The following is a 24,176-nucleotide window of genomic DNA, read 5'->3' on the forward strand; positions in this document are numbered from 1 at the left end:
CTCTCCCTCCCCTTCTGGGGAGGGTGGCTCGCGAAGCGAGACGGGTGGGGAACCGAGCGCTCGGATACGAACCCCACCCTGTCGTCTACGCGCCGACATCCCTCCCCACTTCGGGGAGGGAGAGGGACCCACGAAGCTGTGTCCGGCGCCACCTTGGCTTCACCGCCCCGCGACACTAGGTTCCGCCCCACAAGATCGGCCTTCGCCGACACCCCTTCAGGAGACGCCACATGACTGACGCCGCCCGTATCGATCAGGACAATCCCCTCGGCGTCGACGGCTTCGAGTTCGTCGAATTCACCGGCCCCGAGCCCGAGGCCATGGTCGCCCGCCTGGAACTGATGGGCTTCACCCGCACCCACGTGAACCCGGCCAACAACGTCGTCCGCCTGAAGCAGGGCGACATCACCATGCTGGTCAACCTGTCGCCCAAGGGCCAGGCGGGCGAGTTCGCGACCGATCACGGTCCGTCGGCCAACGGCATGGCCTTCCGCGTCGCCGACGCCAAGGCCGCCTTCGAGGGCGCGCTGCAACGTGGCGCCCGCAAGGCCGAAGGCGTCGCCGGCGGCGCGCTGGGGAACGACTACCCCTACATCCTGCAGGGTATCGGCGGCTCGCTGCTCTACGTCATCGACCAGTACGGCGAGAACGGCTCGCTTTACGACGCCTGGGACGAGATCGAGGGCTGGGAAGAGGCCGAGCGCAAGAATTCGATGGGGCTCGAGATCCTGGACCACCTGACCCACAACGTGCGTCGCGGCGAGATGCGCACCTGGTCCGGCTTCTACGGCTCGGTCTTCAACTTCGAAGAGCAGAAGTATTTCGACATCAAGGGCAAGGCCACCGGCCTGTTCTCCCAGGCCATGATCGCGCCCGACCGCGCCATCCGCATTCCCCTGAACGAGAGCCAGGACGACAACTCCCAGATCGAGGAGTTCCTGCGCCGCTACAACGGCGAGGGCATCCAGCACATCGCCCTGACAACCGAGAACATCTTCGAGACCGTCGAGGCCATGAAGGCGCGCGGCGTGGCCTTCCAGGACACGATCGAGACCTATTTCGAACTGATCGACAAACGCCTGCCCAACCACGGCGAGGACGTGGAGCGGATGCGCAAGAACCGCATCCTGATCGACGGTTCGGACGAGGAAGGCCTGCTGCTGCAGATCTTCACCCAGGACACCTTCGGTCCGATCTTCTTCGAGATCATCCAGCGCAAGGGCAACGAGGGCTTCGGCAACGGCAATTTCCAGGCGCTGTTCGACTCGATCGAGCTGGACCAGATCCGTCGCGGCGTCATCAAGGTCGATGCCTGAATGAAGGTGCGGCCGCCCCACTGGCTGCCCTGGCTCGGTCCGCTCCTCGCGGCCGTGGTCGGGGCGCTGGCGGGCGAGTTCTGGCTGGGCGGCGGTTTCTGGACGGTGCTGGCCGCGGCCCTGATCTGCGGCTTCGCCCCCATCATCGGCTACCGCATCTGGAAGTGGCGCTGGCACCGGAAGGGGTGAGCGGGCGTAGCGAGGGGGAAGACCTATGGCGCATCACATCACGGCCGTTATCGGCAGCCCGAACGTCATCGCGCGGATCTTGGAGGTCGCCGGTTGCCCCAAACCGACAGAACTGTCGTTCGGCCTCGTCGCCGCTCCTCTGGGTGAACGGCAGATCGACATGCTCACGGCGCTGAAGCCAGGAGTGTATCTTGATGGCTTCAACTATCTATCCGAAGGACTACGCGAGGCTTTGATCGCCGCTGCCGGAAGCGGCGCGTTTGCCTATGTCGAGACCGAGTATTTTGGAGGCGCAGGCTCACAAGCCGCCGCGCTCTTTGACCAAGGCCGGATGGTTCTGAGCGCATCGAAAGGAGAGGATCAACCCGCCCTCGACGATAGTCCGATCAGTACCGTGCTTCGCGCGCTGGGCGTCGAGGCCGGAACGGCGCATGACGAGTTCGCGGCCTTGGGCCTGGGCCGCTTCAGAAGCAACGAAGCCCTGGGCCTTCAGGAGTATGACGCCTAGGTCCGCTACCTCCCTCGGCCTCCTCAATGAAAATCCCGTGACCCCGGCAGCACCCGCACATCCCTCGGATGCCCGCCGCGTGTGGGCGCATGGCCTGAGCCCGGGGCGGCGTCGGGGGTCAGATGGCCCAGCATGGGGGTCCAATCCTCGAGCTGTTCGACCACCAGATGGGTCACCCCCTCGGCGGTCTGCACCTTGCCCCGCGCCAGCACCATCCGCGCGCCCATGGCCACGGGACGCAGGCGTTCGAACACATCGGGCCACAGCACCAGATTGGCCCCGCCGGTCTCGTCCTCGATGGTCATGAAACAGACGCCCTTGGCCGTGCCGGGCCGCTGGCGCACCAGCACCACCCCGCCGACGGCCACCCGCCTGCCGTTCGCCGTCTGCGGATAATCCGCCGCGGTCTGCGCCCCCGCCTGCGCCAGCCGGTCGCGCAGATAGCTGACCGGATGCCCCTTCAGTGACAGGCGCAGGGTCTGGTAGTCGCCCACCACCTCCTCGGACGGCGCCAGTTCCGGCAGGGCCTCGGGCGGGCGGCCGTCGGCCTCGCGCAGGCCCATGGCCTCGAACAGGGGCGCGCCCGCGACCGGCGGCGCCCCGCGCGCGGCCCACATCCCCTGCCGGCGGGTCAGCTTCAGCGAGCCGTAGGCGTCCGCCTCGGCCAGCCGGTCCATCGCCGCCGGCGTCAGACGCGCCCTCAGGCGCAGATCGTCCAGGTCGGCGAACGGCCCCTCGGCCCGCGCCGTCATAATCGCCTCGGCCCAAGCCTTCTTGAACCCGTCGATCGATCGCAGGCCGAGGCGCAGGGCGCGGCGCGTCTCACCCGGTGCCGGTTCCAGCGTGGCGTCCCAGTCGCTCATGTTCACGTCCGGATGGCGCGCCTCGGCCCCATGATCCTTCGCATCCCGAACCAGTTGGGCGGGGGCGTAGAAGCCCATGGGCTGGCTGTTCAGCAGGGCGGCGGCGAAGACCTCGGGATAGTGGTGCTTCATCCACGCCGAGATGTAGACCAGCAGGGCGAAGGAACAGGCGTGGCTCTCCGGGAAGCCGTACTCCCCGAAGCCCTTGATCTGGTCGAAGCAGCTTCGCGCGAAATCCGGGTCGTAGCCGCGCTCGATCATGCGGCTGACGAACCGGGTCTCATGCTCATGGATCGTGCCCATGTGCCGGAAGGTGGCCATGGCCCGGCGCAGGCTGTTGGCCTCCGCGGGCGTATATTTCGCCGCCTGCATGGCGATCCGCATCGCCTGTTCCTGGAACAGCGGCACGCCCAGCGTCTTGTGCAGCACCTGCTTCAGCTCGTCCGCCGGACCATGCTCCGGGGACGGACTGGGATAGTCGATCTCATAGGGCTCGCCCCGCGCCCGCGCCTCGCGCCGTTCCCGACGCCGCTTCAGATAGGGATGGACCATGCCGCCCTGGATCGGCCCTGGCCGGACGATCGCCACCTCCACCACCAGATCGTAGAAGACCTCGGGCCGCAGCCGGGGCAGCATCGCCATCTGGGCCCGGCTCTCCACCTGGAAGACCCCGACGGAATCGCCCTTGCACAGCATGCCGTAGACCTCGGCGTCGTCCTGCGGGACGGTGTGAAGCTGCAGCCGGCGGCCATAGCTGTCCGCGATCATGTCGAAGCCGCGCCTCAGCGCCGTCAGCATGCCCAGGGCCAGCACATCGACCTTCATCAGCTTCAGATGGTCGATGTCGTCCTTGTCCCACTCGATGAAGGTCCGGTCGTCCATGGCCGCGTTGCCGATGGGCACGATCTCCAGCAGCGGCGTCTGGCTCAGCACATAGCCGCCGACATGCTGGCTCAGGTGGCGTGGGAATTTGATGATCTCGGCCGTCAGCTGAAGCGCCAGCCGCATCCGCGCGTCGTCCCGGCTCAGGCCGGTGCGATCGACATGCTCGTCCTTCACCGCATCGCCCCAGGAGCCCCAGACCGTATCCGCCATGCGCGCGGTCACGTCCTCGGTCAGGCCCAGCGCCTTGCCCACGTCGCGGATCGCCGAGCGGGGGCGGTAGTGGATGATGGTCGCCACGATAGCCGCCCGATCCCGGCCATAGCGGCGATAGACGTACTGCATCACCTCCTCGCGCCGCTCGTGCTCGAAATCGACGTCGATGTCCGGCGGCTCGTCCCGGTCGGCCGACATGAAGCGTTCGATCAGCACGTCCTGCTCGGCCGGATTCACATTGGTGACGCCTAGGCAGAAGCAGACCACGGAATTGGCCGCCGACCCCCGTCCCTGGCACAGGATCGGCTTCTCCTGCCCCCGCGCCCAGGCGACGATGTCGTGCACGGTCAGGAAGTAGTTCGGATACTTCAGCAGTTTGATCAGCTTCAGCTCGTCCCGGATCTGGATCCGCACCTTCGGCGGAACGCCTTCGGGCCAGCGTTCCCTCGCGCCCCTGAAGGCCAGGCGCATCAGGCGGCGTTGCGCAGTCCAGCCCTTCGGCACCGGTTCGTCCGGGTACTGATAACTGAGCTCGCGCAGGGAGAAGCTGCAGGCGCGCGCCACCTCCATCGTCCGCTCCAGCGCCGCCTCATGGCCCCGGAACAGGTGGGCCATGCGGGCGGGCGTCTTCAGGTCGCGCTCAGCGTTGGCCCGCAGCCGCCGTCCGGCCTTGTCGATGGTCACCCCCTCGCGGATGCAGGTCAGCACGTCCTGCAGCATGCGCCGGTCGGCGTGGTGATACAGCACCGCATTGGTGGCGATCATCGGCGCGCGCGTGCGCTGGGCCATGGCCGCCAGCCGGTTCAGCCGGCGCCGATCGTCCCCCCGCCACAGGGGCGCGGCGGCCAGGTAGAGATCGTCCGGCCAGGCCGCCCGCCACGCCGCCAACCGGGTCTCGAAGGCGGCGTCGGGCGTCTCCGGCGCGGGGGCCAGGGCGATCATCCCCTCTCCCAGCCCCACGGCCTGTTTGAAGGTCAGCCGGGTCTCGGCCTTCTCGATCCGCTCGCCTTCGGGGTCCGCGCCCGGCTGCGGCACGGCCTCGCTCTTGCCCAGCGACAACAGACGGCACAGGCGGCCATAGGCGGCGCGGTCACGCGGGAAGACGATCAGGGCCGTCCCGTCGGTGAACACCAGCCGCGACCCGATCACCAGCTGCTGCCCGACCTTCTCGGCCTCCATCAGCGCCCGCACCATGCCCGCCAGGGTGTTGCGGTCGGCCACGCCCACGGCGGCGATCCCCAGCGCCTTGGCCTGATGGATGATCTCGCCCGGGTGGGACGCCCCCTCCAGGAAGCTGAAGTTCGTCATCGCCCCCAGCTCGGCGTATTCGCCGTTCCAGACCGTCACGGCAGCACTCCGTGCATCCACCACGACGGCGCGCGACCCTCCTCGCGCCCGTACAGCCCCTCGCGGAACAGCCAGTAGCGCCCGCCTTCGCCGTCCTCGACGCGGTAATAGTCACGGGTGCGGACCTCGCGCCCGTCGGGACGGGGCCGCCACCATTCGGGCGACAGCCGCTCCGGCCCCTCCGCCCGCACGACCCGGCGGCTGACCCGGCGCCAGGTGAAGCGCGCGGGCGCCCCCTCGGGCAGGTCGAACAGCGGATCATCGATCGGCTCGGGCGGATCGAGCAGCAGCAGGGGGCGGCGACCGGCCTCCGCCGGGTCCGCCGCCGGGATCCGGCCCAGGGCGGGGACCAGCCGCTCGGCGCGCTCCGGAATCCAGCTGTCGACCGGTTCGGGCGTCAGCACCCGGTCCTCGCCCAGCCGCGCGGTCAGCCGGTCGATCAGGGCCGCCAGGCTCTCGGCCTGCTTCGCCTCCGCCTCGCTTTCCAGCGCCCCCTGCCGCGCCGCCATGGGCTCGGTCAGGTCGGCGGTCAGCATCAGCGCGTCCAGGCCGAAGCCCAGCTCCAGCCGTCCGAACCCGGCCTCGCGGAACAGCCGCATCCAGATCGGAACCTCGCGCCCCGGTCGTCCCATGCGCACCGACAGCCCGGTCGTCAGCCCATCCGAGCGGAAGCCGGTCAGGGTCAGGGCCTTGGCCCCCTGCCCGTCCCTCTCCAACGCTCGCGTCAGGTCGGCGGCCAGTTCGGGCAGGCGCGCCTCCACGCCCTCGATATCGCCCAGGGGTTCTGCGAAGGCCTGCCAGACCCGATAGCGGGCGGGCGGGCGCACGGGCGTCAGGGCCTCGCCGACATACCCCCGCGCCTGATCCAGCCGCCGCACCAAGCCGATGGCGTCGCCGTCCCGGAAGCGCCGCGCCAGACCCGCGCGCGGCATGGCGTACAGGCTGCCGATGGTCTTCAGCCCCAGCCGGCGAGCGCCGGTGACGGTGCGGTCGTCCAGCCGCAGCGCCTCGACCGGCAGGTCGGCCAGCAGGTCGGAGACGGTCTCGTCCGTGGCGACCGGATCCCGGCCCTCGCCCCAGCGCGCCAGCGCCCAGGCCGCCCCCGACGTCGGGGCCAGGGCGACCCGCGCGACCGTCCCCGCCTCGGCCAGCCGGGTTCGGATCTGCGCCAGCAGGGCCGCCTCGCCGCCGAACAGGTGCGCCGCCCCCGTGATGTCCAGGAACAGCCCCTCCAGCCCCTCGCCGGACGGATCGAGACTGACCGACGGCGACCAGCGCTCGGCCCAGACCGCCAGCGCCTCCAGGGCCCGGTCGTCGGCGGCCGTATCGGCGGGCCGGCACAGCAGGTGCGGGATCATGGCCAGGGCGTCGGCCTGGGTCTGGCCCCGCCGCAGGCCGGCGGCGCGGGCGGCCGGATTCAGGGCGTGGATCACCGCCGCGCCCCGACTGTTCTTCAGGATCAGGGCGAACGGGGTCTGCGGGTCCAGGGCGGGGTCAGGCGGCGAGGCCGGACGCCGCGCCCGTTCCAGCGATCGGCGCCGGACCGAAACCGGCCAGTCGATCAGCCAGACGGAGACGATGCGTCTCATCATCCTGCTCCAGCATCCAGGCGCCGGGACGTTCGCCCCGGCCCCGCGTCATCTCCGCGATCAGGCGCGCCTGTCCCGGCGCCCGCGGGTCGTCGGCGTCGGGCGCGGACAGCGCCGCCGACACGCGCCAGCGCCGTCGCGCTGCGCTCAGGCCATCCAGACTTCGCGGCAGCATCAATCCGGTCGAACCGCCGTCCCGGGCGGCGAAATCCAGCCGCCGCGTCTGGGCCAGGCTGGCCCCGTCCACCGCCCCCAGCGCCAGCGACACCGCCCCCGACCGCAGGGCCTGCTCCAGCACCCACAGCGCCTCGGCGGCGGTCGACACGGGCGTCAGGATCAGCGCCGTCCCGGCCAGGCCGGGGCCATAGGGTCGGCCATACTCCCCAAACCACGCCCGGGGCGCGGCGATCAGCGCCGGGCGCCGGTCGTCCTCCCGTCGCCGCGAAAGGGCGAACAGAACGGTCGCCGCCATGTCCCGCGGCGTCGACGCGCACGCCTCCTCCAGAGGCGCGGCGGCCTCGGGAAACGGCTCCGGCGATGCGGCGGGAAAGGGGGGCATGGCGACCATGAAAGATGAATGTTCATTATTTGTTCTCATCCACGAAGAGTCAAACCGGATTCCGCCCCTCCCGTTCCGGTGGAGACGCATATACCCGTGATTGTAGAACTGGCCCGCTCCCTGCACGTTTACCGCCGTGGAGCGCGCCCCGCTCCCGAAACGATACAGCTCAGCCATGACGCTCAGAGAGATCGTAGAAGCGGATTATCCAAGGGTGCAGGACCTGCACCGCAGCGTGGGCTGGCCGGAACGGTCGCTGGCCGGGTGGCGGTGGCTGCACGCCAACCCGGCCCGGCTGGACATCGGCGCGCCGGCGGGCTGGGTCGCGGACGGCCCCGACGGCGAACCCGCCGCCCACGTCGGCAACCTGATCCAGCGCTTCCGGCTGGGCGGGCGACGACTGCACGGCGCGACGGGCTTCTCGATCATCGTCACGGCCAGCGTGCGCGGGACCAGCCGCCACATGCTGAAGACCTTCACCTCCCAGCCCGATGTCTTCGTCCGCTATACCCTCAACGCCAATTCCACCTCCCAGCCCCTCTATGCCCGCCACGGCATGCTGGCCTGGCCCGAACAGACTCATGCGCTGAAGCTGAGCTGGGTCGTCGATCCCCTGCCCCTGGCCCTGAGCCGCCTGTGGCGGCGGCTGTATGCGGCCGCGCCCCGCGCCGTGTCGGGACTGGGCGAGCAGCTGATGAACGACCGGCTGGGCCGTGTCGCCCGTCCCGTCCTGCCGCCCGGGGTCAGCCTGCTGGCCGATTTCGGCGACGCCTCGCCCTACGCCGCCTTCTGGCAGGCGCTGACGGACGAGGGGCGGCTGCTGGCGGACCGCAGCCCGGAGATCCAGCGGTGGCGTCTGCAGGACCCCGACCTGTCCCAGCGCCCGTTGATACTGGCCTTCGAGCGGGACGGCGCCGTCGTCGCCTACGCCATGGCCATGATGGCCAAGTCGAACATCCTCGAGCCGCCGGTGCTGGAGGTCATCGACCTGGAGGCCCTGCAGCCCCACGCCGACGCGATCCCGGTTCTGATGACGGCCCTGCGCGACGCCGCCCGCGCCATGGGGGCGGCCAAGTTGCGGCTGCCCATGGTCACGCCGCGGGACCTGCTCCGGCTCGGCGACTTCGCCCGCACGGCCCGCCGCGAAGGCGGCTGGGGCCACTGCCACGTCCAGTTTTCAGAGGATGCGCCCGATCCGGCCCTGTGGTCGCCCACGCCCTATGACGGGGACTATGCGATCTGCCTGCGGCCCGTCCCGCTCGAACGCGCGGTGCGCGGCGCACGGGCTCCGAGGGCCGCCCCGGCGACCGCTTCCAAGGCCTAGACGGCTTTCAGGGCTAGGGGCGAGCCTTCAGCTCGTCGCGGATTTCCGCCAGCAGGGCCTCGGTCGGGGTCGGCGCGGCCGGGGCTTCCGGCGCCGCCGCCTGCTCGCGGCGCATCTTGTTCACCAGCTTCACCATCAGGAAGATGACGACGGCGACGATCAGGAACTGGATCACGGTGTTGATGAAGGCGCCGTACTGGATCGCCACCTTCTCGATCTCGGCGGTCGCCGGATTTTCGGGGACCAGCACCCATTCCAGGTTCGAGAAGTCGACCCGGCCCAGCGCCAGGCCGATCGGCGGCATGACTACCTGTTCGACCAGGCTGGTGACGATCTTGCCGAAGGACGCGCCGATGATGACGCCGACCGCCAGGTCGATGACGTTGCCGCGGGCGATGAATTCCTTGAACTCGGTGACCAGTCCCATGGGGCGTCCTGTCAGTCGGTGGCGTTCAGCCGCTCGCGCAGCTCCTTGCCGCTCTTGAAGAAGGGAACCGCCTTAGCGGGCACCTCGACCGACTCGCCGGTGCGCGGATTGCGGCCGGCGCGCGCCGGACGGCCCCGAACGGAAAAGGCTCCGAAACCGCGAAGCTCTACGCGACCGCCGTCGCCCAGCGCCTCGACCATGCGGCCCAGCACGACATTCACGACACGCTCGACCTCAGCATGGGTCAGATGCGTGTTTTCGGCCGCGAGCTTCTCGATCAGCTCGGATTTGATCATGCAGCCCCCGCCCTGTTCAGCCCCAGCCCGTACCCATACGGCTGCATCCAGTCTCGGGATGCAAGCCCACCCTATCTCTCGCGCGCCCGGCGAAAAAGGCCCAACCGTCCGTCAAGCCCGCGAATTGTAGGTTAAAGGACGGAAACCGTACACGAGTTCCGCCGCGCCCCCGGGCTTTGAGCACGAAAAAGGCGGCCGGATCGCTCCGGCCGCCTGATCGTTTTTTCGTCGATGACGAAGAGACTTAGTCCTTGGAGCCGGCCTTTTCGCGCAGGGCGGCGCCCAGGATGTCGCCCAGCGAAGCGCCCGAGTCCGACGACCCGAACTGTTCGATGGCCTCGGCCTCGTCCTTCATTTCCAGGGCCTTGATCGACACCGAGACGCGGCGCGAGGCCTTGTCGATGCCGGTGACCATGGCGTCGACGCGGTCGCCGACCGAGAAGCGCTCGGTGCGCTGCTCGTTGCGGTCGCGCGACAGGTCCGACTTGCGGATGAAGGCGGTCGCCGGAGCGTCGTCTTCACCGAACTTGACCTCGATGCCGCCGGTCTCGATCGCCGTCACGGTGACGGTGATCTGCTGACCCTTCTTGAAGGTGTCGCCTTCCATCGGATCGCCGCCCAGCTGCTTGATGCCCAGCGAGACGCGTTCCTTCTCGACGTCGACGTCCAGGACCTTGGCCTTGACGGTTTCGCCCTTGCGGTAGCGTTGGATGGCTTCTTCGCCCGACACGTTCCAGTCCAGGTCGGACAGGTGGACCATGCCGTCGATGTCGTTGTCCAGGCCGATGAACAGGCCGAACTCGGTGGCGTTCTTGACTTCGCCCTCGACGGTCGAGCCGATCGGGTTGTTGGCGACGAAGGCGTCCCACGGGTTGTCCTGGGCCTGCTTCAGGCCCAGCGAGATGCGGCGCTTGGAGGCGTCGACATCCAGCACGACCACGTCGACTTCCTGCGAGGTCGAGACGATCTTGCCCGGGTGGACGTTCTTCTTGGTCCAGGACATTTCCGAGACGTGGACCAGGCCTTCAACGCCGGCTTCCAGCTCAACGAACGCGCCGTAGTCGGTGATGTTGGTGATGCGGCCCGACATCTTGGCGCCGACCGGATACTTGGCTTCCACGCCGTCCCACGGGTCGGCCTGCAGCTGCTTCATGCCCAGCGAGATGCGCTGGGTGTCCGGGTTGATCTTGACGATCTGGACCTTGACGGTGTCGCCGACGGCGAGGACCTGCGACGGGTGCGAGACGCGCTTCCACGACATGTCGGTGACGTGCAGCAGGCCGTCGATGCCGCCCAGATCCACGAACGCGCCGTAGTCGGTGATGTTCTTGACCACGCCTTCGCGGACTTCACCCTCTTGCAGCTGGCCGACCAGCTCGGTGCGCTGTTCGGCGCGGGCTTCTTCCAGGATGGCGCGACGCGAGACGACGATGTTGCCGCGCGGGCGGTCCATCTTCAGGATGGCGAAGGGCTGTTCCTTGCCCATCAGCGGGGCGACGTCGCGCACCGGACGGATGTCGACTTGGCTGCCCGGCAGGAAGGCCGAGGCGCCGCCCAGGTCGACGGTGAAGCCGCCCTTGACGCGGCCGACGATGGTGCCGTTGACCGGCTGGCCGTCGGCGAACACGACTTCCAGGCGGGTCCAGGCTTCTTCGCGGCGAGCCTTGTCGCGGCTGATGACCGCTTCACCCAGGGCGTTCTCGACGCGCTCCAGATAGACTTCGACGTTGTCGCCGAGCTTCGGAATGACGGCGCCTTCGCCGATGCCGAACTCGCGGGCCGGGATGCGGCCTTCGGTCTTCAGACCGACGTCGATGATCAGGATGTCTTTTTCGATGCCGACGACGCGGCCGTGGACGACCTGGCCTTCGCCGAGGTCACGGCCCTGAAGGGTTTCGTCGAGCAGCGCCGAGAAGTCGTCGCGGGTGGGGGTGAGGGTGTCGGTCATGTAACTCTGGGGTTGGAGAAAAAGGCTTGAGCGCGCGACCGAAGGGTCCCGCGCCAAAGAGGGGTTCAGAAGAAAGAGTCAGGTCGTCGGGACGCGAGGCTGAAGCTCAACCAGAGCGCCCGCGGAAGCCGAGGATGGGAGCGTTGGATTTGCGGAACGGGTCAAAGACCGTGTTTCGCGCGCGCCGCCTCGACGATACGGCGGGCCGCATCGAAGGCGGCTTCTATATCCATATCGGTCGTGTCCAGCAAGACGGCGTCGTGCGCCTGCACCATCGGGGCCGCGCCCCGGCCCGCATCGCGCTCGTCGCGGCGGATGATGTCGGCCAGCATGTCCTCGAACGCGATGACGGCGCCCCGCCCGGTCAGCTGCTTCCAGCGGCGGGTGGCGCGCACCTCTGGCGTGGCGGTCACGAACAGCTTGGCCGGGGCCTCGGGGGTGATCACCGTGCCGATGTCGCGCCCGTCCAGCACCGCGCCGCCGGCCTGGGCCGCGAAGGCCTTCTGGAAGGCCAGCAGCGCCGCGCGCACCCCGGTGAAGCCCGCGATCCGGCTGGCCGCCTCGCCGGCCTCGCCGCTGGTCAGGCGCTCCGTGTCGGTCAGGTCGCCGGCGTCCAGCGCCCGGGCGACCGCTTCCGCCGCCGCCTCGTCGTCCAGCGACTTGCCCGCATCCAGCAGGCCGACGCCCACGGCGCGGTACAGCAGGCCGGTGTCGAGGTGCGGCAGGCCATACTCGGCCGCCAGCCGCGCGGCGATGGTGCCCTTGCCCGAGGCGGCGGGTCCATCGACGGCGATGATGAAGTTCCTGCTCAAGATCGACGATGCTCCATGGCTTGCCGCCAGCCGACGTAGGCCAGAAAGAGGGTGAAGCCTATGGCCGTCAGCAGCGCGGAGCAGAAGAAGGCGAACACGGCCCAGTACGCCAGGGGGTTGTCGGCCAGATGCAGCGACGGCCCCCGGCGGCCGGGTATCACGCCTCTGTCCAGAATGACCAGCAGCTCCGATCCGCCCCGCCAACACCCCGCGCCCATCAGCGCCGCGAGGATCCAGGTCGTCACGGCCTTGAAAGACCGCCGCATGAACGCACGGCTCACGTCCAGTCCTTCCAGCGGACCAGCACAAGGACCGCGAAGGCCCCCAGGCCAAGCCACAACAGGCAGGCCAGGCCGTTCAGGGCCACTGTCGAATAGTAGAAGAAATCGCCCTCGATCCTCAGATGAACCGCGCCGTGCCTGCCGGTCACCATGCCGGTGGCGATCCCTCGCCACACGACCCAGGCCGTCCAGCCGGCCCCGCCCAGACAGGTCAGGAGCCCCAGGATCGCAACGCCGCGAGAAAAGACCTCGCGCAGCGCCTTCATTCGATCAGACCGCCCAGACCGTTCATCATCTCCACGAAGCCCGGGAAGCTGGTGGCGATCATGCCGGGCTCGTCGACCGCGACGGCCCGGTCGGCAGCCAGGCCCAGCACCAGATGGCTCATGGCGATGCGATGATCGTGGGCGGTGTGGACGGTCGCGCCGCCCGCGACAGGGCCGCCGGTGACGATGAAGCCCTCCGGCTCCTCCTCTACAGCCACGCCGCAGGCGCGCAGGCCGGCGACCATGAGGGCGATGCGGTCGCTTTCCTTGACCCGCATCTCGCCGACGCCGCGCATCACCGTCTGGCCTTCCGCGAAGGCGGCGGTGGCGGCCAGGATCGGATATTCGTCGATCATCGAGGCGGCGCGGTCCTCCGGCACGACCACGCCCTTCAGCGCCGAGTGGCGGGCGGTGACGTCGCCGACCTCCTCGCCCCCGGCCATGCGGCGGTTGGCGATGGTCAGGGCCGCGCCCATCTCGCGCCAGGTGTCGAACAGGCCGGTGCGCAGCGGGTTCAGCATCACGCCCTCGACCGTGACCTCGGAGCCCGGAACGACCAGCCCCGCCGCCAGCGGGAAGGCCGCAGAGGACGGATCCCCCGGCACCGCCACGGCGGTTCCGGTCAGCCGTTGGCCGCCTTTCAGCGAGATCTTCCAGCCGTCGCCCTGCGCCTCGACCCCGACCTCGGCGCCGAAGGCGCGCAGCATCCGCTCGGTGTGGTCGCGGCTCTTCTCCGGCTCGGTGACCGTGGTGACGCCCTCGGCGTTCAGACCCGCCAGCAGGATGGCCGACTTGATCTGGGCCGAAGCGACCGTCTGCACATAGTCGATGGCGGTCAGCCCGCCGCCCGACACCTCGACCGGCAGCCGGTCCTCGGCGGCCTGCCAGCTGAAGCGCGCCCCCATGTCGGCCAGCGGGCCGGTGACCCGCTTCATCGGCCGCTTCCGCAAGCTGCCGTCGCCGTCGAAGGTCGCCGTGACGGGATAGCCGGCGGCCGCGCCCATGAGCAGGCGCACGCCCGTCCCGGCGTTGCCGCAGTCGATCACGCTATCCGGCGAGCGGAAGCCGCCCTGCCCGGTCACCCGCCAACGGCCCTGCCCCAGACGTTCGACCGTCGCGCCGAACGCCTCGGCGGCGCGGGCGGTGGCCAGGATGTCGTCGCCTTCCAGCAGGCCCTCGACCTCGGTCACGCCGCTCGCCATGGCGCCGAAGATCATCGTCCGATGCGACATGCTCTTGTCGCCGGGAGCGCGCACGGCGCCCTTCAGCGCGGGGCTGCGGCGGGCGGTCAGATGCGTGAAGTTCGTCACCCGGCGGTCTCCAAAGGGGCAGGGATGGCGCGGGCGTACGGCCATTTTTGCTTCAGGTCTGAAGGACCTGAATCCAGAAAATGGCCCAAGTCTAAAGTCCGGCGAAATCTGAGTTCGGGAGCGCGCAGCGCTCTCGAACCGATTTCGCCGAGGAGATGGCTTTTGACAGCGGCTCCCAAGGGTGGCAAGGGAGCCGCCCGAATTCCCCCCTACCGTGAGAGGCGCCCCCGTGGCTAATCCCGAACTGGGCCAAAAGCAGGTCTGTCCGAACTGCCAGGCCAAATTCTACGACCTGAACCGCCGACCGGCTCACTGCCCGAAGTGCGGAACCGACTTTGATCCGGAAGAAGCGCTGAAGCTGCGCAACCGCCGCGGCCGCCCGGCCGGCTATCCGGCGGACGACGAGGCCGAGGATCAGGTCAAGGACAAGAAGGTCGACGGCGACGAAGACGAGGAAGAAGACGTCAAGACGCCGGAGATCGACGAGGAAGGCCACGAGCCGATCCTGACCCCCGACGACGAGGACGAAGCCGTCGTCGACCCGACCGAGGAATCGGGCATGGGCGAAGCCGTCGAAGACGACGACGTCCTGGCCGACGACGACGATGACGACTCGGTTCCGTTCATCGAGGACGAGGACGACGACTCCTTCGAAGACGAAATCGGCAAGCCGTCGTCCGACGAGGACTGACGAAATTCCGGGCGGATCGGCAGCGTTCGATCCGCCCGGAAATCGCCTTCCGAACAGCGTTCGAAAAAGGCGAAAATAAATGGTGGAACCGGGCTTGATCACCAAACGGCCCTGACATAGGTTCCGCCGCCTCGCCGGGGGCCAACACCAACACCTCGGCGGACTGACCGGCAACGGTTCGGGGCTTTAGCTCAGTTGGTAGAGCGCTTGCATGGCATGCAAGAGGTCAGCGGTTCGACTCCGCTAAGCTCCACCATGAAGGCCCCGCGGGAAACCGCGGGGCCTTCTCCAATTCCGGCCCTGGTCAGCGTGAGCCGTTGCACTGCCGGGCGTCCGGTCCCATCTACCCTTCAGCCGGCGCCCTGCCGATCTCGGGGGGCGTGGACGGCGCGAATGCCTGCTTCGGGGGCTTGAGACATGACGACGCGCACCATCCTGTTCGACAGCCCCTTCCTGCTGGGCTTCGACCATACCCGGGCCCTGATCGACCGCGCCCAGCGGGCGGCGGCCGACAGCTACCCGCCCTATAATGTCGAGCAGCGCGGCGAGCGGTCGGTGCGCATCACCCTGGCGGTGGCGGGCTTCGGCCCGGACGACCTGGCGATCACCATCGAAGGCCGCCAGCTGACCGTCGCCGGCAAGCGCGAGGACGCCGGCAAGGCCGACCAGGCCTTCCTCCATCGCGGCATCGCCGGTCGCGGCTTCGTCCGCAGCTTCGTGCTGGCGGACGGGCTGGAGGTCGACGAGGCCCGTCTGGAGCACGGCCTGCTGCACGTCGACATGAGCCGCCCCGAGGACCTTCCCGTCCTGCGGCGCATCCCCATCACGACGGGTTGAACCCGTTGTTTCTCCGGCCGCCGCTTTCGGGGCCGAACCCAAGCGCCGCACAGGCGTTAGCTGAACGTAAGGAGGCGGTCGCATGACGCCCGAACTGAAGATGACCCGACAGGACTTCGCCGAACTGGGCGCCCCCGACCTCGTCTATGTGCGCGAGATCCGCGCCGCCGACGTGATGGCCGATACGCCCGCGACGGCGATCCAGGGCCTGTCCGTGGATCCGGAAGCCACCCTCTACGCCGTGCACGGCGCCGACGGCGAGCGCCTGGCCATCATGACGGACCGCGAGACCGCCTTCGCCACCGCCGTGGCCCACGAACTGGAGCCGGTGTCGGTCCACTAGAGCCCTGTCTCTTCCGCTCATCCCCGCGAACGCGGGGACCCAGTTCTGTCCAGCTTGGCGTTAAAGCTTCAGGACGACCCTCGCCTGCTCCCCGCCCATCAACACATCACCCAAAGTACTGGGTCCCCGCATCCGCGGGGATGAGCGGGCTAAGGACGGGCCTTTCGGCCCGACTTTCTGATCAGGCGGCCGTGGCCGGGACCTGGTCGCGCACGAACAGGGCGCGGATGGCGTCGGTCGTGTGGGCCTGGCGCAGCTGCTCGCGCATCTCCGACGAGCGCAGGGCGCGCGAGACGGCGGCGAGGGCCCGCAGGTGCTCCGCGCCGTCGCTGGGCGGGGCGAACAGGGCGAACAGCAGGTCCACGGGACGGTCGTCCACCGAGCCGTAGGCCACGGGCGTATCCAGACGCACGAAGACCGCCGTCACCCGGCTGACGCCTTCCAGCCGGGCGTGCGGAACCGCGACGCCCGAGCCGAGACCGGTCGAGCCCAGCGCCTCGCGCTCCAGCAGAGCTTCGAGCACGCGCGCCTCGGACATGCCGAGGGCCTGTGCGGCGGCGTCCGCCACCACATGAAGAGCCTGGCGCTTCGACGACGCGCCGCTGCGCAGAACGACACCGCCGTCCGCCAGCAAATCACCGATGTCCATTGGAACCCCGACTCTACTCGATCATCCCGGGTGGGCGGGCGCCCTTTAGAGCACCCGCCCCCTTGTGGGAAGCACTATGACGTACGACCGTTTACCGAACCGTGTCCGTTGAGCGAGACGGCCTTCCGCTCAGGGTCGATCCAGCCCACGTTTCCATCCGGGCGGCGGTAGACCACCGAGATGCCGCCGTGGGCGGCGTTGCGGAAGACGACGACCGGGTAGCCGGTCATATCCAGCTCGGCCACGGCGCGGCCGACGGTGATGGTGCGGATCTCGGTTTCGGTCTCCGCGATGACCATGCCGACGGGCGGCGGCTCATCCGGCGCGCCGGCTTCGCCGAAGGTGTCGTCCTCGACCTCGTCCGGATTGCGCAGGACAATGCTGCGGGCGACTTCGCGGGCGGCGTCCTCGGTCTTCTCCGGAGAGAGACGCTTGGGCCCGATGTGGTGATCCTTCAGGCGGCGCTTGTAACGACGGACCCGCTTCTCGAGCTTGTCGAGCGAGTCGGAGAAGGCGCCGTGGGCGTCTCCGCCGAGTCCGGTGGTGACGATAGCCTGCCCCGACGCAAGGCGGACCCAACAGTCCACCTTGAAGCCGTGACCGTCCTTCGACACCACGACCTCGGCGTTTTCAGCACCGCGTTCGAAGTATTTTCCGATCCCGTCTTCGAGTTCCTGGGAGATGCGCGAGCCTAACGCTTCGCCGACATCTACGTGCTTGCCGCTGACCTGGACTTGCATGTCGATAGAACGCGACCGAACCGGATTGGTGTCAACGAAGAACAAGGAAATCGACAGTCACGCTTGCGCGATTGGTCGCACTCTTTTTTGGGCCGCGGACCGTCGGCCCTTCGGGACCTTCCGGCCCGACACAGCCGGGCGCTTTGAGCCCGCTTCCGACCCATGATCAGCAGACGAAACCATAGCGCCTCTGCGCCGCCCACAGCAAGAACAAAATGCGAACAGTTCGCCGTGGCGGGACGTCAGCCCGCCTTGAGCATCCGCTTGCGCTCGACGGAGGACGGAATCCGCAGCGCCTCTCGGTATTTCGCGACCGTGCGCCGGGCGATGTCGATGCCGGCCTCGCTGAGCAGTTCGACGATGCGGTCGTCCGAGAGGACGTCGCCGTCGCGGCCCTCGCCGTCGATCATCGACTTGATCCGGTGACGGACGGCCTCGGCGGAGTGGAGCGCGCCGCCGTCTGACGACTGGATGGCGGCGGTGAAGAAGAATTTCAGCTCGAACACGCCCCGGGGAGTCGAGACGTATTTGTTCGAGGTCACCCGCGACACCGTGGACTCGTGCATGCCGATGGCGTCGGCGACGGTCTTCAGGTTCAGGGGGCGCAGGAACTCGACGCCGAAGGCCAGGAAGGCGTCCTGCTGGCGCACGATCTCGGACGAGACCTTGAGGATGGTCTTGGCCCGCTGGTCCAGCGACTTGACCAGCCAGCTGGCCTGGGCGGCGCATTCGGCGACGAAGGTCTTGTCGACGTCCGTGCGCGCCGCGCCGGCGACGACGCCGTGGTAGCGCTTGTCCATGATCAGGCGCGGCAGGGTGTCGGCGTTCAGCTCGACCTTCCAGCCGCCGGCCGGATCGGCCCTAACGTGGACGTCGGGGATGACCGTCTGGGCCGGCTCGCCGCCGAAGCCCGCGCCGGGGCGGGGCGTCAGCGCCTTCAGCTCGGCGATCATCTCGGCCATGTCCTCGGCGTCGACGCCGCAGATCTTGCGCAGCCCCGCCAGGTCCCGCCTGGCCAGCAGGTCCAGGTTCTCCAGCAGGGCGGCCATGGCCGGATCGAAGCGGTTGCGCTCGATCAGCTGCAATTCGAGGCATTCGGGCACCGAGCGGGCCATGACGCCGGTCGGCTCGAACCCATGGCAGACGGCCAGCACGCGCTCGATCCGTTCGCCGCCGACGCCCAGCCGGTCGGCGACCTCGGCCAGGTCGCCGCGCAGGTAGCCGCCCTCGTCGACCATGTCGATCAGGGTCAGGGCGATGCCGTGGTCCGCCGGCGAGAAGCCCGCCTGAGAGGCCTGGACCTGCAGATGCTCCCACAGGGTGCTTTCACGCGTGTCGGGCTGCTCGCGCCCCTCCCCGTCCGGCAGGCCGCCGCCGGAGCCGGCGCGGGACCAGTCGGTCAGGCCGGGCTGGCCGTCGTCGGTGCGGTCCGCCCCGCGCTCGCCCGGGGCGGCGTCGCCGTAGACGTCGTCCCCGCGCGCATCGACGGAGTCGCCGGCGTCGGCGCTGCGGCCGTCCTCGAAGGTCATCTCGGCGCGGTCGGCGACCTCGATGCGCTCGGGCGTGGCGTCATTGGCCTCGCCCGGATCGCCGTCCTCGCGTTGCAGCAGGGGGTTCTTTTCCAGCTCGGCCTCGACGAAGGCCTCCAGTTCGAGGTTGGACAGTTGGAGCAGCTTGATGGCCTGCTGCAGCTGGGGCGTGATGACCAGCCCCTGGCCCTGCCTGATCTCCAGCCTCTGTCCGAGCACCGCGTGCCTCCCCGCCTTCGGACCCGAGTGGCCCGAAACTTGCTGAGGCGACTTTGTCGCCGAACCGGTTAACGGCGATTGAAGGGTTGGAACGCCCATGCGCGGCGCCGGGAAAAGGAGTCCGGGCGGCGGCGGGCGGCGGCGCCCTCACGGATCGGGCGCGGCGGAAAAATCCGGGTGCGAAGAGGGCGGATCGCCCGGCGCGGCGGCGGCGGCGAGGAGCTGGTCCAGCACCCCGACCGCGGCGGAGTTCAGGCCGTTCAGGCGGTCATAGACCCCATCGGAGATATAGCCCTGGCGCCAGGCGCGGCCGACGCGGACCTGGGCCGTCCCCAGGCCGTTGATGAAGGCCATCCGGTCGCGCAGCGGCGCCAGGGCGCTGACGAGCGGATCCTCCGCCCCTGCCGCGCCCCGCGATCGCGCGACCCGCTCGCGCCGCCGCCCGGCCTCGCGGTCCGCCTCCAGCCGCGCGGCCAGCTTCTCGTGCAGCCGCATCCACGACGCCGCCTCCCCTGCCCGGCCCAGGCGCAAGGCGCGCCGCACCCGGACCAGGGCGTCCTCGGCCAGGGCCGCGCAGTCGACGGGCTGATCCGCCTCGGGATCGTCGTCGGGGACGGGCGGCGGATCGGGCTGGTCCGCCTTGCGCCAGCCCTCGCGCCGGGCGCGGTCCCTGAACGTCCTTTCCTTCAGGCCATAGCGCCCGCAGACCTGTTCGGTGGAATCGCCGGCGAGGTAGTCACGACGGGCTTGCGTCCAGATCTCGGGACTGTGGACGGCGCGGCCGCGTGGAGCGGCGGGGGTGTCTGTCTGCACGGTGCGATCCTCCTGTCGGGAGGATGATCGCACGCCGGTACGTCAAAATTGGTCGGCGGCCCAATGGCCGGTCGAACGCCGTCGTGCGACTGGACAATCCTGCATGGGCGCCGCCCCATGTCAGGCTTGCTCAGACATGGGGAGACGATGTCGGTCCGCAGGAATCATCCCGAAGTCCGCTTGCAGGAGACCGGCGCTCCGCCGCCGGTCGACGTTCCCACCTCCATCACCGCCTTCGTCGGGCGCACCGTGCGGGGGCCGGTGAATGAGCCGGTCGAGGTGAACAGCTGGGCGGAGTACGAGGCGACGTTCGGGGGGCTGGCGGAGACGTCCGGGGTGTCGTGGCAGGTGCGGGCCTTCTTCGACAACGGGGGGCGGCAGGCGCTGGTGGTGCGGCTGTATCAGCTGATCCGGCCGCCGCGGACGGACCTGAGGCGTGAGCTCTACTGGCCGAAGCCGGGTGAGGCGGACGGGTGCGCGGTGGTGAGGGTCGGTCCGCTGGTGCTGGCGGCGAACTCGCCGGGCCGATGGGGGAACGGGCTGACGGCGACGGTGACGACCGGGGCGGACGGGACCTTCGACCTGACGGTGACCCTGTCCGAAGCCGGGGGCGGGACACGGACGGAGCGGTTCGCCGGACTGACCCTCGATCCGGCGCAGGCGGCGCGCGGACCGGCGGCGGTGCTGGCGGCGCAGTCGAAGCTGGTGGTGTTTCGGGCCGTGGCCTCGCCGGTAGCGGAGGCGAGCGGACAGGGCGCCGGCGGCGTCGCGTCCCAGCCGCTGTCGATGTTCAGCCTGCTGGGAGATCAGAACGCGAAGCTCGGGCTCTACGCGCTGGAGAAGGCGGCGCTGTTCAACATCCTGTGCATTCCCCCCGACAGGTTGGACGGCGACACGGCGAACCTGATCTATCAGACGGCGGCGGAGTACTGCGAGGCGCGCGACGCCATGCTGATCATCGATCCGCCGGGGATATGGCAGAAGGCCGTCAAATCGAACAAGGCCGACAGCATCCAGTTGGCGGAGCTGGGCAATCCGTTCGGGGCGGGACGCACGACGAACCCGATCGCGCGGCACGCCGCCGTGTACTTCCCGCGCATTAGAGCGCCGGACCCGCTCCGGAACAACAAGATCCGGACCTTCCCCAACTGCGGATATATCGCGGGGATCTGGGCGAGGACGGATCGCGAACGCGGCGTTTGGACGCCCCCCGCATGGACAACGGCGACACTGAACGGCGTGGCCCCGCCAGTCCCCCCTTCGGAGCAACGCCGGTCGGACCAGATCCCGTTCGATACGTTGCTCCTGCGGGGCATCAACGGCGTGCTGGGCGTGTCGGAAACCAGCTTCGCGATCTGGGGGGCGAGGACCACAGCGGGTGCGCCGCGCGGGTTTATCGTCCCCTGGGACAAAGGGTTCGAGGACGTCTTTCCGACGGATTGGGACGGCCCCGAGGACGACTACAAATACGTGCACGTACAGCGGGTGGCGCTGTACATGAAGAGCTGGCTGCGGGTGAACACGGCCTGGGCGGCGTCCGAGCCGAACGGTCCGGCGCTGTGGGACCAGCTGACGACGCGGGCGTCGGACTTCATGAGCGAGCTGTGGAAGAAGGGCGCGCTGACCGGGGCGACGCCGGAAGAGAGCTTCTTCGTGCGCTGCGACGCCTCGACCATCACCGCGGAAGATCTGGCGGCGGGGGTGGCCAATATCCAGATCGGCTTCGCCCCGTTGAAGCCGATGGCGTTCCTGCGGATGACCGTGGCGGTGCGGACGGCCCGCCCTGATCGGCGGCGAGCGACGGCCAAGAGGTCCATCGTCGCCGCCCCGTGAGAGGCGATCAAAGGCGGTCAGGCCGCGGGCGCCGGCTCGCTCCACACATCCAGATCGGCCTCCCGCCCGATCAGGGCCAGGCCCGAGGCGATGGATTCGAACTCGCCCCCGGTCTCGATGCGGTCGGCGCCGAAGCGGCGGTGGAAGATGTCGCGGACGGCGGGGACGAAGGAGGTGCCGCCGGTCAGGAAGACGCGATCGATCTGGTCGGGGGCGAGCCCCGAGCGCTGGACGGCCTCGTCGACGGCGGCCTCGATGGCGGCGAGGTCAGGGGCGATCCAGTCTTCGAACTGGGCGCGGGTGACCGGCTTCTCGATCCGGATGGAGCCGGCGGCGAAGACGAAATCGGCCTGCTCCTGGCTGGACAGGGCCATCTTGAGCGCGGCGACGGATTTGTAGAGGGCGTAGCCGTGGTTGTCGTCGAGGACCTCGATCATCCGGTCCAGCTTGTCCGGCTCCAGCGCGGTGCGGGCCAGCGCGCGGATGTCGCGCATGTCCTTGGACGCGCGCAGCAGGGCCAGCTGGTCCCAGCGGGCGAAGGCGCTGTAGTAGCGCTGGGGGATGGGCAGGGTCTTGCCGAAGGTGCGGTACTCGCTCCCCTTGCCCAGCTCGGGCGACACCAGATGGTCGATGATCCGGTAGTCGAAGGCGTCGCCCGCCACGCCGACGCCGGAGCGGGCCAGCGGGGTGGAGCGCAGGCCCTCCAGGCCGCGCTCGAAGCGGACGACGGAGAAGTCGCTGGTGCCGCCGCCGAAGTCGGCGACGAGGACGCTTGCGTCGCTTTGGAGCGTGCGGGCGAAGAAGAAGGCCGCGCCGATGGGTTCGTAGGCGTAGCGGATGTCGGTGAAGCCGAGCCGGGCGAAGGCGGTCTCGTAGCGCTTCAGCGCCAACTGTTCGTCAGGGGCGCCGCCCGCGAAGGTGACGGGGCGGCCGACGATGACGCGGGCCGGAAGCTCGGCCATGCCCTCGCCGCCATGGGCGCGCAGGCGCAGCAGGAAGGCGCTGAGCAGGTCCTCGAACCTGTAGCGCCGGTTGTCGATGACCGTGTCGGTGAAGGCGGCGTTGGCGGCGAAGGTCTTGAACGACTGGATGAAGCGGGTGTCGAGCGCGTCCTCGACATAGGCCTCGATGGCCCAGGGCCCGGCCTCGACGATGCGCTCGGGCGGCTGACCGTCAGCGGACTGGCGGATCTGGAAGCTGAGGGTCGAGCGGAAGGCGGTGACCTGACCGGTGGGGGCGTCAAAGCGCAGGACGGTCGCCTCGCCGTCCGCGCCGGCGACGGCGACGACGGTGTTGGTGGTGCCGAAGTCGATACCGACCGTGGGGGCGATGTCAGTGGTCATGAAGGCGGCTCCCGGCGGTGGGCGGCGCTTCTAGCGCATGCGCCGCCGGGGCGGAACCGGCAGGCGGCGCCGATTCGCCCGCTCTGGCGTTCCTGCGTACGGCGGTCGATACCGACGCCGCGAACTGATCACCGGACCCAATCCCATGCCCAGCCAACTCCTGCGAATGGACAACGTCGGCATCGTGGTGGAGTCGCTGGACGACGCCGTGGCCTTCTTCGTCGAACTGGGCCTGACCTGCGAGGGGCGCGGCCGGATCGAGGGGGAGTGGGCCGGGCGGGTGACGGGGCTGGGAGACCAGAGCGTCGAGGTGGCGATGATGGTGACGCCGGACGGGCATAGCCGGCTGGAGCTGTCGCGGTTCCTGGCGCCCGCCGTGGTCGCCGACCACCGGACCGCGCCCGTGAACGCCCTGGGCTATCTCAGGGCCATGTTCACGGTCAGCGACATCGACGACGTGCTGGCGCGGCTGGGCAAGCTGGGGGCGCAGCTGGTGGGCGAGGTGGTGCAGTACGAGAACGCCTACCGCCTCTGCTACATCCGCGGGCCCGAGGGGCTGCTGATCGGGCTGGCGGAGCCGTGCTAGTCCTCCACCCTGTCGCCGTTGCAATCGACGGTGAACAGGTGAGCGGTCAGGGTCTCGACGCGGACCCTGTGACAGTCCGCGTGCTTCTCCAGAAGGTCCTTGATCTTCGCCAGAACTTCCGGCGCGCGCCTGGCGTGGGCCGTCTCGGTGGGCACGGGGCTGCCCTTGTGAAAGACCTTCAAAGTGTATGGACCCATAGGCAGCACCCGGGCCCGCTGGAGAGGCCGCGCCCGTGGCTAATGCTCTTGGCTGGACTTGGTCGCAAACAATCGAGAGAACGCCGGAACCAGCCAGGGATGTGCAAGCTGCATATGCGCCTGCTCGGCGCCCAGGGCCCATCGACACCCTGATGGAATCCGGGCGGCGCCGCGCCGAGGGCGGGCCGCTTGCGGCGGCGGCCGTTCGCGTGCTCACTCCGGTCGGGCTTCCAGGACCGCGCGTGGGGCGGCGGCGACCGGAC

The 24,176-nt window shown here is 69.3% G+C and carries 25 protein-coding genes and 1 tRNA gene; 10 read left to right on the forward strand and 16 right to left on the reverse strand.

The genetic code is table 11. From position 1 onward, the window contains the following. Positions 1-230: 230 nt before the first annotated feature. From hppD to AC07NB_RS07085, 3 genes are read left to right on the forward strand one after another with little or no spacing between them, the layout of a single operon-like run. Positions 231-1,316 (forward strand): 4-hydroxyphenylpyruvate dioxygenase, encoded by a 1,086-nt coding sequence (gene hppD, locus AC07NB_RS07075; protein WP_291839162.1) that lies wholly within the window; start codon positions 231-233, stop codon positions 1,314-1,316. Beyond that, positions 1,317-1,505, forward strand: a complete 189-nt coding sequence (locus tag AC07NB_RS07080; protein ID WP_291839156.1) for a hypothetical protein — start codon at positions 1,317-1,319, stop codon at positions 1,503-1,505. A gap of 25 nt (positions 1,506-1,530) precedes the next feature. Then, on the forward strand, positions 1,531-2,013 hold the full coding sequence (locus tag AC07NB_RS07085) for a hypothetical protein (RefSeq protein ID WP_494571869.1): 483 nt from the start codon (positions 1,531-1,533) through the stop codon (positions 2,011-2,013). Positions 2,014-2,036: 23 nt separating this feature from the next. Here AC07NB_RS07085 and AC07NB_RS07090 read toward each other — a convergent pair whose 3' ends face one another. Genes AC07NB_RS07090 through AC07NB_RS07100 form a run of 3 tightly spaced genes read right to left on the reverse strand, consistent with a single transcriptional unit; the run spans position 2,037 to position 7,478 of the window. After that, positions 2,037-5,321 carry an error-prone DNA polymerase gene (locus tag AC07NB_RS07090; protein ID WP_494571870.1) on the reverse strand — a complete coding sequence of 1,095 codons (3,285 nt, stop codon included), beginning with the start codon at positions 5,319-5,321 and terminating at the stop codon, positions 2,037-2,039. Further along, positions 5,318-6,910 (reverse strand): Y-family DNA polymerase, encoded by a 1,593-nt coding sequence (locus AC07NB_RS07095; RefSeq protein WP_494571871.1) that lies wholly within the window; start codon positions 6,908-6,910, stop codon positions 5,318-5,320. The genes AC07NB_RS07090 and AC07NB_RS07095 overlap by 4 nt, the downstream gene beginning before the upstream one ends. After that, complete coding sequence (locus AC07NB_RS07100; RefSeq protein WP_494572568.1) at positions 6,816-7,478, reverse strand: hypothetical protein; 663 nt, start codon at positions 7,476-7,478, stop codon at positions 6,816-6,818. The genes AC07NB_RS07095 and AC07NB_RS07100 overlap by 95 nt, the downstream gene beginning before the upstream one ends. A 166-nt stretch (positions 7,479-7,644) precedes the next feature. On the opposite strand from AC07NB_RS07100, the gene AC07NB_RS07105 reads away from it, so the two are divergent. Then, the gene (locus AC07NB_RS07105; RefSeq protein WP_494572569.1) at positions 7,645-8,793 is read left to right on the forward strand and encodes an N-acetyltransferase; all 1,149 of its coding nucleotides are present in this window, start codon (positions 7,645-7,647) and stop codon (positions 8,791-8,793) included. Positions 8,794-8,806: 13 nt separating this feature from the next. Here AC07NB_RS07105 and mscL read toward each other — a convergent pair whose 3' ends face one another. The 7 genes from mscL to aroA all read right to left on the reverse strand — a co-directional run bounded on the left by mscL (position 8,807) and on the right by aroA (position 14,115). Further along, positions 8,807-9,220 (reverse strand): large-conductance mechanosensitive channel protein MscL, encoded by a 414-nt coding sequence (gene mscL / locus AC07NB_RS07110; protein WP_291835088.1) that lies wholly within the window; start codon positions 9,218-9,220, stop codon positions 8,807-8,809. A gap of 11 nt (positions 9,221-9,231) precedes the next feature. Further along, the gene (locus AC07NB_RS07115; RefSeq protein ID WP_291835090.1) at positions 9,232-9,516 is read right to left on the reverse strand and encodes an integration host factor subunit beta; all 285 of its coding nucleotides are present in this window, start codon (positions 9,514-9,516) and stop codon (positions 9,232-9,234) included. Between the two features lie 244 nt (positions 9,517-9,760). After that, positions 9,761-11,464: a 30S ribosomal protein S1 gene (gene rpsA / locus AC07NB_RS07120; protein WP_291835092.1), complete on the reverse strand. Its 1,704-nt coding sequence runs from the start codon at positions 11,462-11,464 to the stop codon at positions 9,761-9,763. Between the two features lie 161 nt (positions 11,465-11,625). Beyond that, the gene (cmk, locus tag AC07NB_RS07125; RefSeq protein WP_494571874.1) at positions 11,626-12,276 is read right to left on the reverse strand and encodes a (d)CMP kinase; all 651 of its coding nucleotides are present in this window, start codon (positions 12,274-12,276) and stop codon (positions 11,626-11,628) included. Further along, entirely contained in the window at positions 12,273-12,557 is a 285-nt protein-coding gene (locus AC07NB_RS07130) for a hypothetical protein (protein WP_494572570.1), read from the reverse strand. Before AC07NB_RS07130 ends, cmk begins: the two co-directional genes overlap by 4 nt. Further along, complete coding sequence (locus AC07NB_RS07135; RefSeq protein ID WP_494571876.1) at positions 12,554-12,823, reverse strand: hypothetical protein; 270 nt, start codon at positions 12,821-12,823, stop codon at positions 12,554-12,556. Before AC07NB_RS07135 ends, AC07NB_RS07130 begins: the two co-directional genes overlap by 4 nt. Then, the gene (gene aroA, locus AC07NB_RS07140; protein WP_494571902.1) at positions 12,820-14,115 is read right to left on the reverse strand and encodes a 3-phosphoshikimate 1-carboxyvinyltransferase; all 1,296 of its coding nucleotides are present in this window, start codon (positions 14,113-14,115) and stop codon (positions 12,820-12,822) included. The genes AC07NB_RS07135 and aroA overlap by 4 nt, the downstream gene beginning before the upstream one ends. A 247-nt stretch (positions 14,116-14,362) precedes the next feature. On the opposite strand from aroA, the gene AC07NB_RS07145 reads away from it, so the two are divergent. The 4 genes from AC07NB_RS07145 (at position 14,363) to AC07NB_RS07160 (ending at position 16,004) form a co-directional block, all read left to right on the forward strand. Beyond that, a complete protein-coding gene (locus AC07NB_RS07145) occupies positions 14,363-14,824 on the forward strand; it encodes a TIGR02300 family protein (RefSeq protein WP_291835103.1) in 462 nt (153 codons plus the stop codon). A gap of 180 nt (positions 14,825-15,004) precedes the next feature. Further along, positions 15,005-15,080: transfer RNA gene (locus AC07NB_RS07150), tRNA-Ala, on the forward strand. A 161-nt stretch (positions 15,081-15,241) separates the two neighbouring features. Then, positions 15,242-15,661: an Hsp20 family protein gene (locus AC07NB_RS07155; protein ID WP_291835106.1), complete on the forward strand. Its 420-nt coding sequence runs from the start codon at positions 15,242-15,244 to the stop codon at positions 15,659-15,661. A gap of 82 nt (positions 15,662-15,743) precedes the next feature. Then, positions 15,744-16,004, forward strand: coding sequence for a DUF1150 domain-containing protein (locus AC07NB_RS07160; protein ID WP_291835108.1), 261 nt, complete (start codon positions 15,744-15,746; stop codon positions 16,002-16,004). Between the two features lie 181 nt (positions 16,005-16,185). On the opposite strand, the gene AC07NB_RS07165 is transcribed toward AC07NB_RS07160, so the two are convergent. From AC07NB_RS07165 to AC07NB_RS07180, 4 genes are all read right to left on the reverse strand, one after another. Then, entirely contained in the window at positions 16,186-16,653 is a 468-nt protein-coding gene (locus AC07NB_RS07165) for a PTS sugar transporter subunit IIA (RefSeq protein ID WP_492314054.1), read from the reverse strand. A 74-nt stretch (positions 16,654-16,727) separates the two neighbouring features. Continuing rightward, positions 16,728-17,393 carry a ribosome hibernation-promoting factor, HPF/YfiA family gene (hpf, locus tag AC07NB_RS07170; RefSeq protein WP_492314055.1) on the reverse strand — a complete coding sequence of 222 codons (666 nt, stop codon included), beginning with the start codon at positions 17,391-17,393 and terminating at the stop codon, positions 16,728-16,730. Positions 17,394-17,635: 242 nt separating this feature from the next. Continuing rightward, positions 17,636-19,141 (reverse strand): RNA polymerase factor sigma-54, encoded by a 1,506-nt coding sequence (rpoN, locus tag AC07NB_RS07175; protein WP_494571877.1) that lies wholly within the window; start codon positions 19,139-19,141, stop codon positions 17,636-17,638. A gap of 147 nt (positions 19,142-19,288) precedes the next feature. Beyond that, entirely contained in the window at positions 19,289-19,954 is a 666-nt protein-coding gene (locus AC07NB_RS07180; protein ID WP_494571878.1) for a hypothetical protein, read from the reverse strand. A 147-nt stretch (positions 19,955-20,101) separates the two neighbouring features. Between AC07NB_RS07180 and AC07NB_RS07185 the strand changes: the two genes are divergently transcribed. Then, entirely contained in the window at positions 20,102-21,787 is a 1,686-nt protein-coding gene (locus AC07NB_RS07185; protein WP_494571879.1) for a phage tail sheath family protein, read from the forward strand. 17 nt (positions 21,788-21,804) lie between these two features. Here AC07NB_RS07185 and AC07NB_RS07190 read toward each other — a convergent pair whose 3' ends face one another. Then, a complete protein-coding gene (locus AC07NB_RS07190) occupies positions 21,805-23,130 on the reverse strand; it encodes an Hsp70 family protein (protein ID WP_494571880.1) in 1,326 nt (441 codons plus the stop codon). Positions 23,131-23,275: 145 nt separating this feature from the next. Here AC07NB_RS07190 and AC07NB_RS07195 point away from each other — a divergent pair, with 145 nt between their 5' ends. Continuing rightward, on the forward strand, positions 23,276-23,716 hold the full coding sequence (locus AC07NB_RS07195; RefSeq protein WP_494571881.1) for a VOC family protein: 441 nt from the start codon (positions 23,276-23,278) through the stop codon (positions 23,714-23,716). Here AC07NB_RS07195 and AC07NB_RS07200 read toward each other — a convergent pair. Next, positions 23,713-23,871 carry a hypothetical protein gene (locus tag AC07NB_RS07200; protein ID WP_492314060.1) on the reverse strand — a complete coding sequence of 53 codons (159 nt, stop codon included), beginning with the start codon at positions 23,869-23,871 and terminating at the stop codon, positions 23,713-23,715. The genes AC07NB_RS07195 and AC07NB_RS07200 overlap by 4 nt on opposite strands. Between the last annotated feature and the right edge of the window lie 305 nt (positions 23,872-24,176).

It is taken from the genome of Brevundimonas sp. GW821-FHT09G01 (assembly GCF_059416065.1).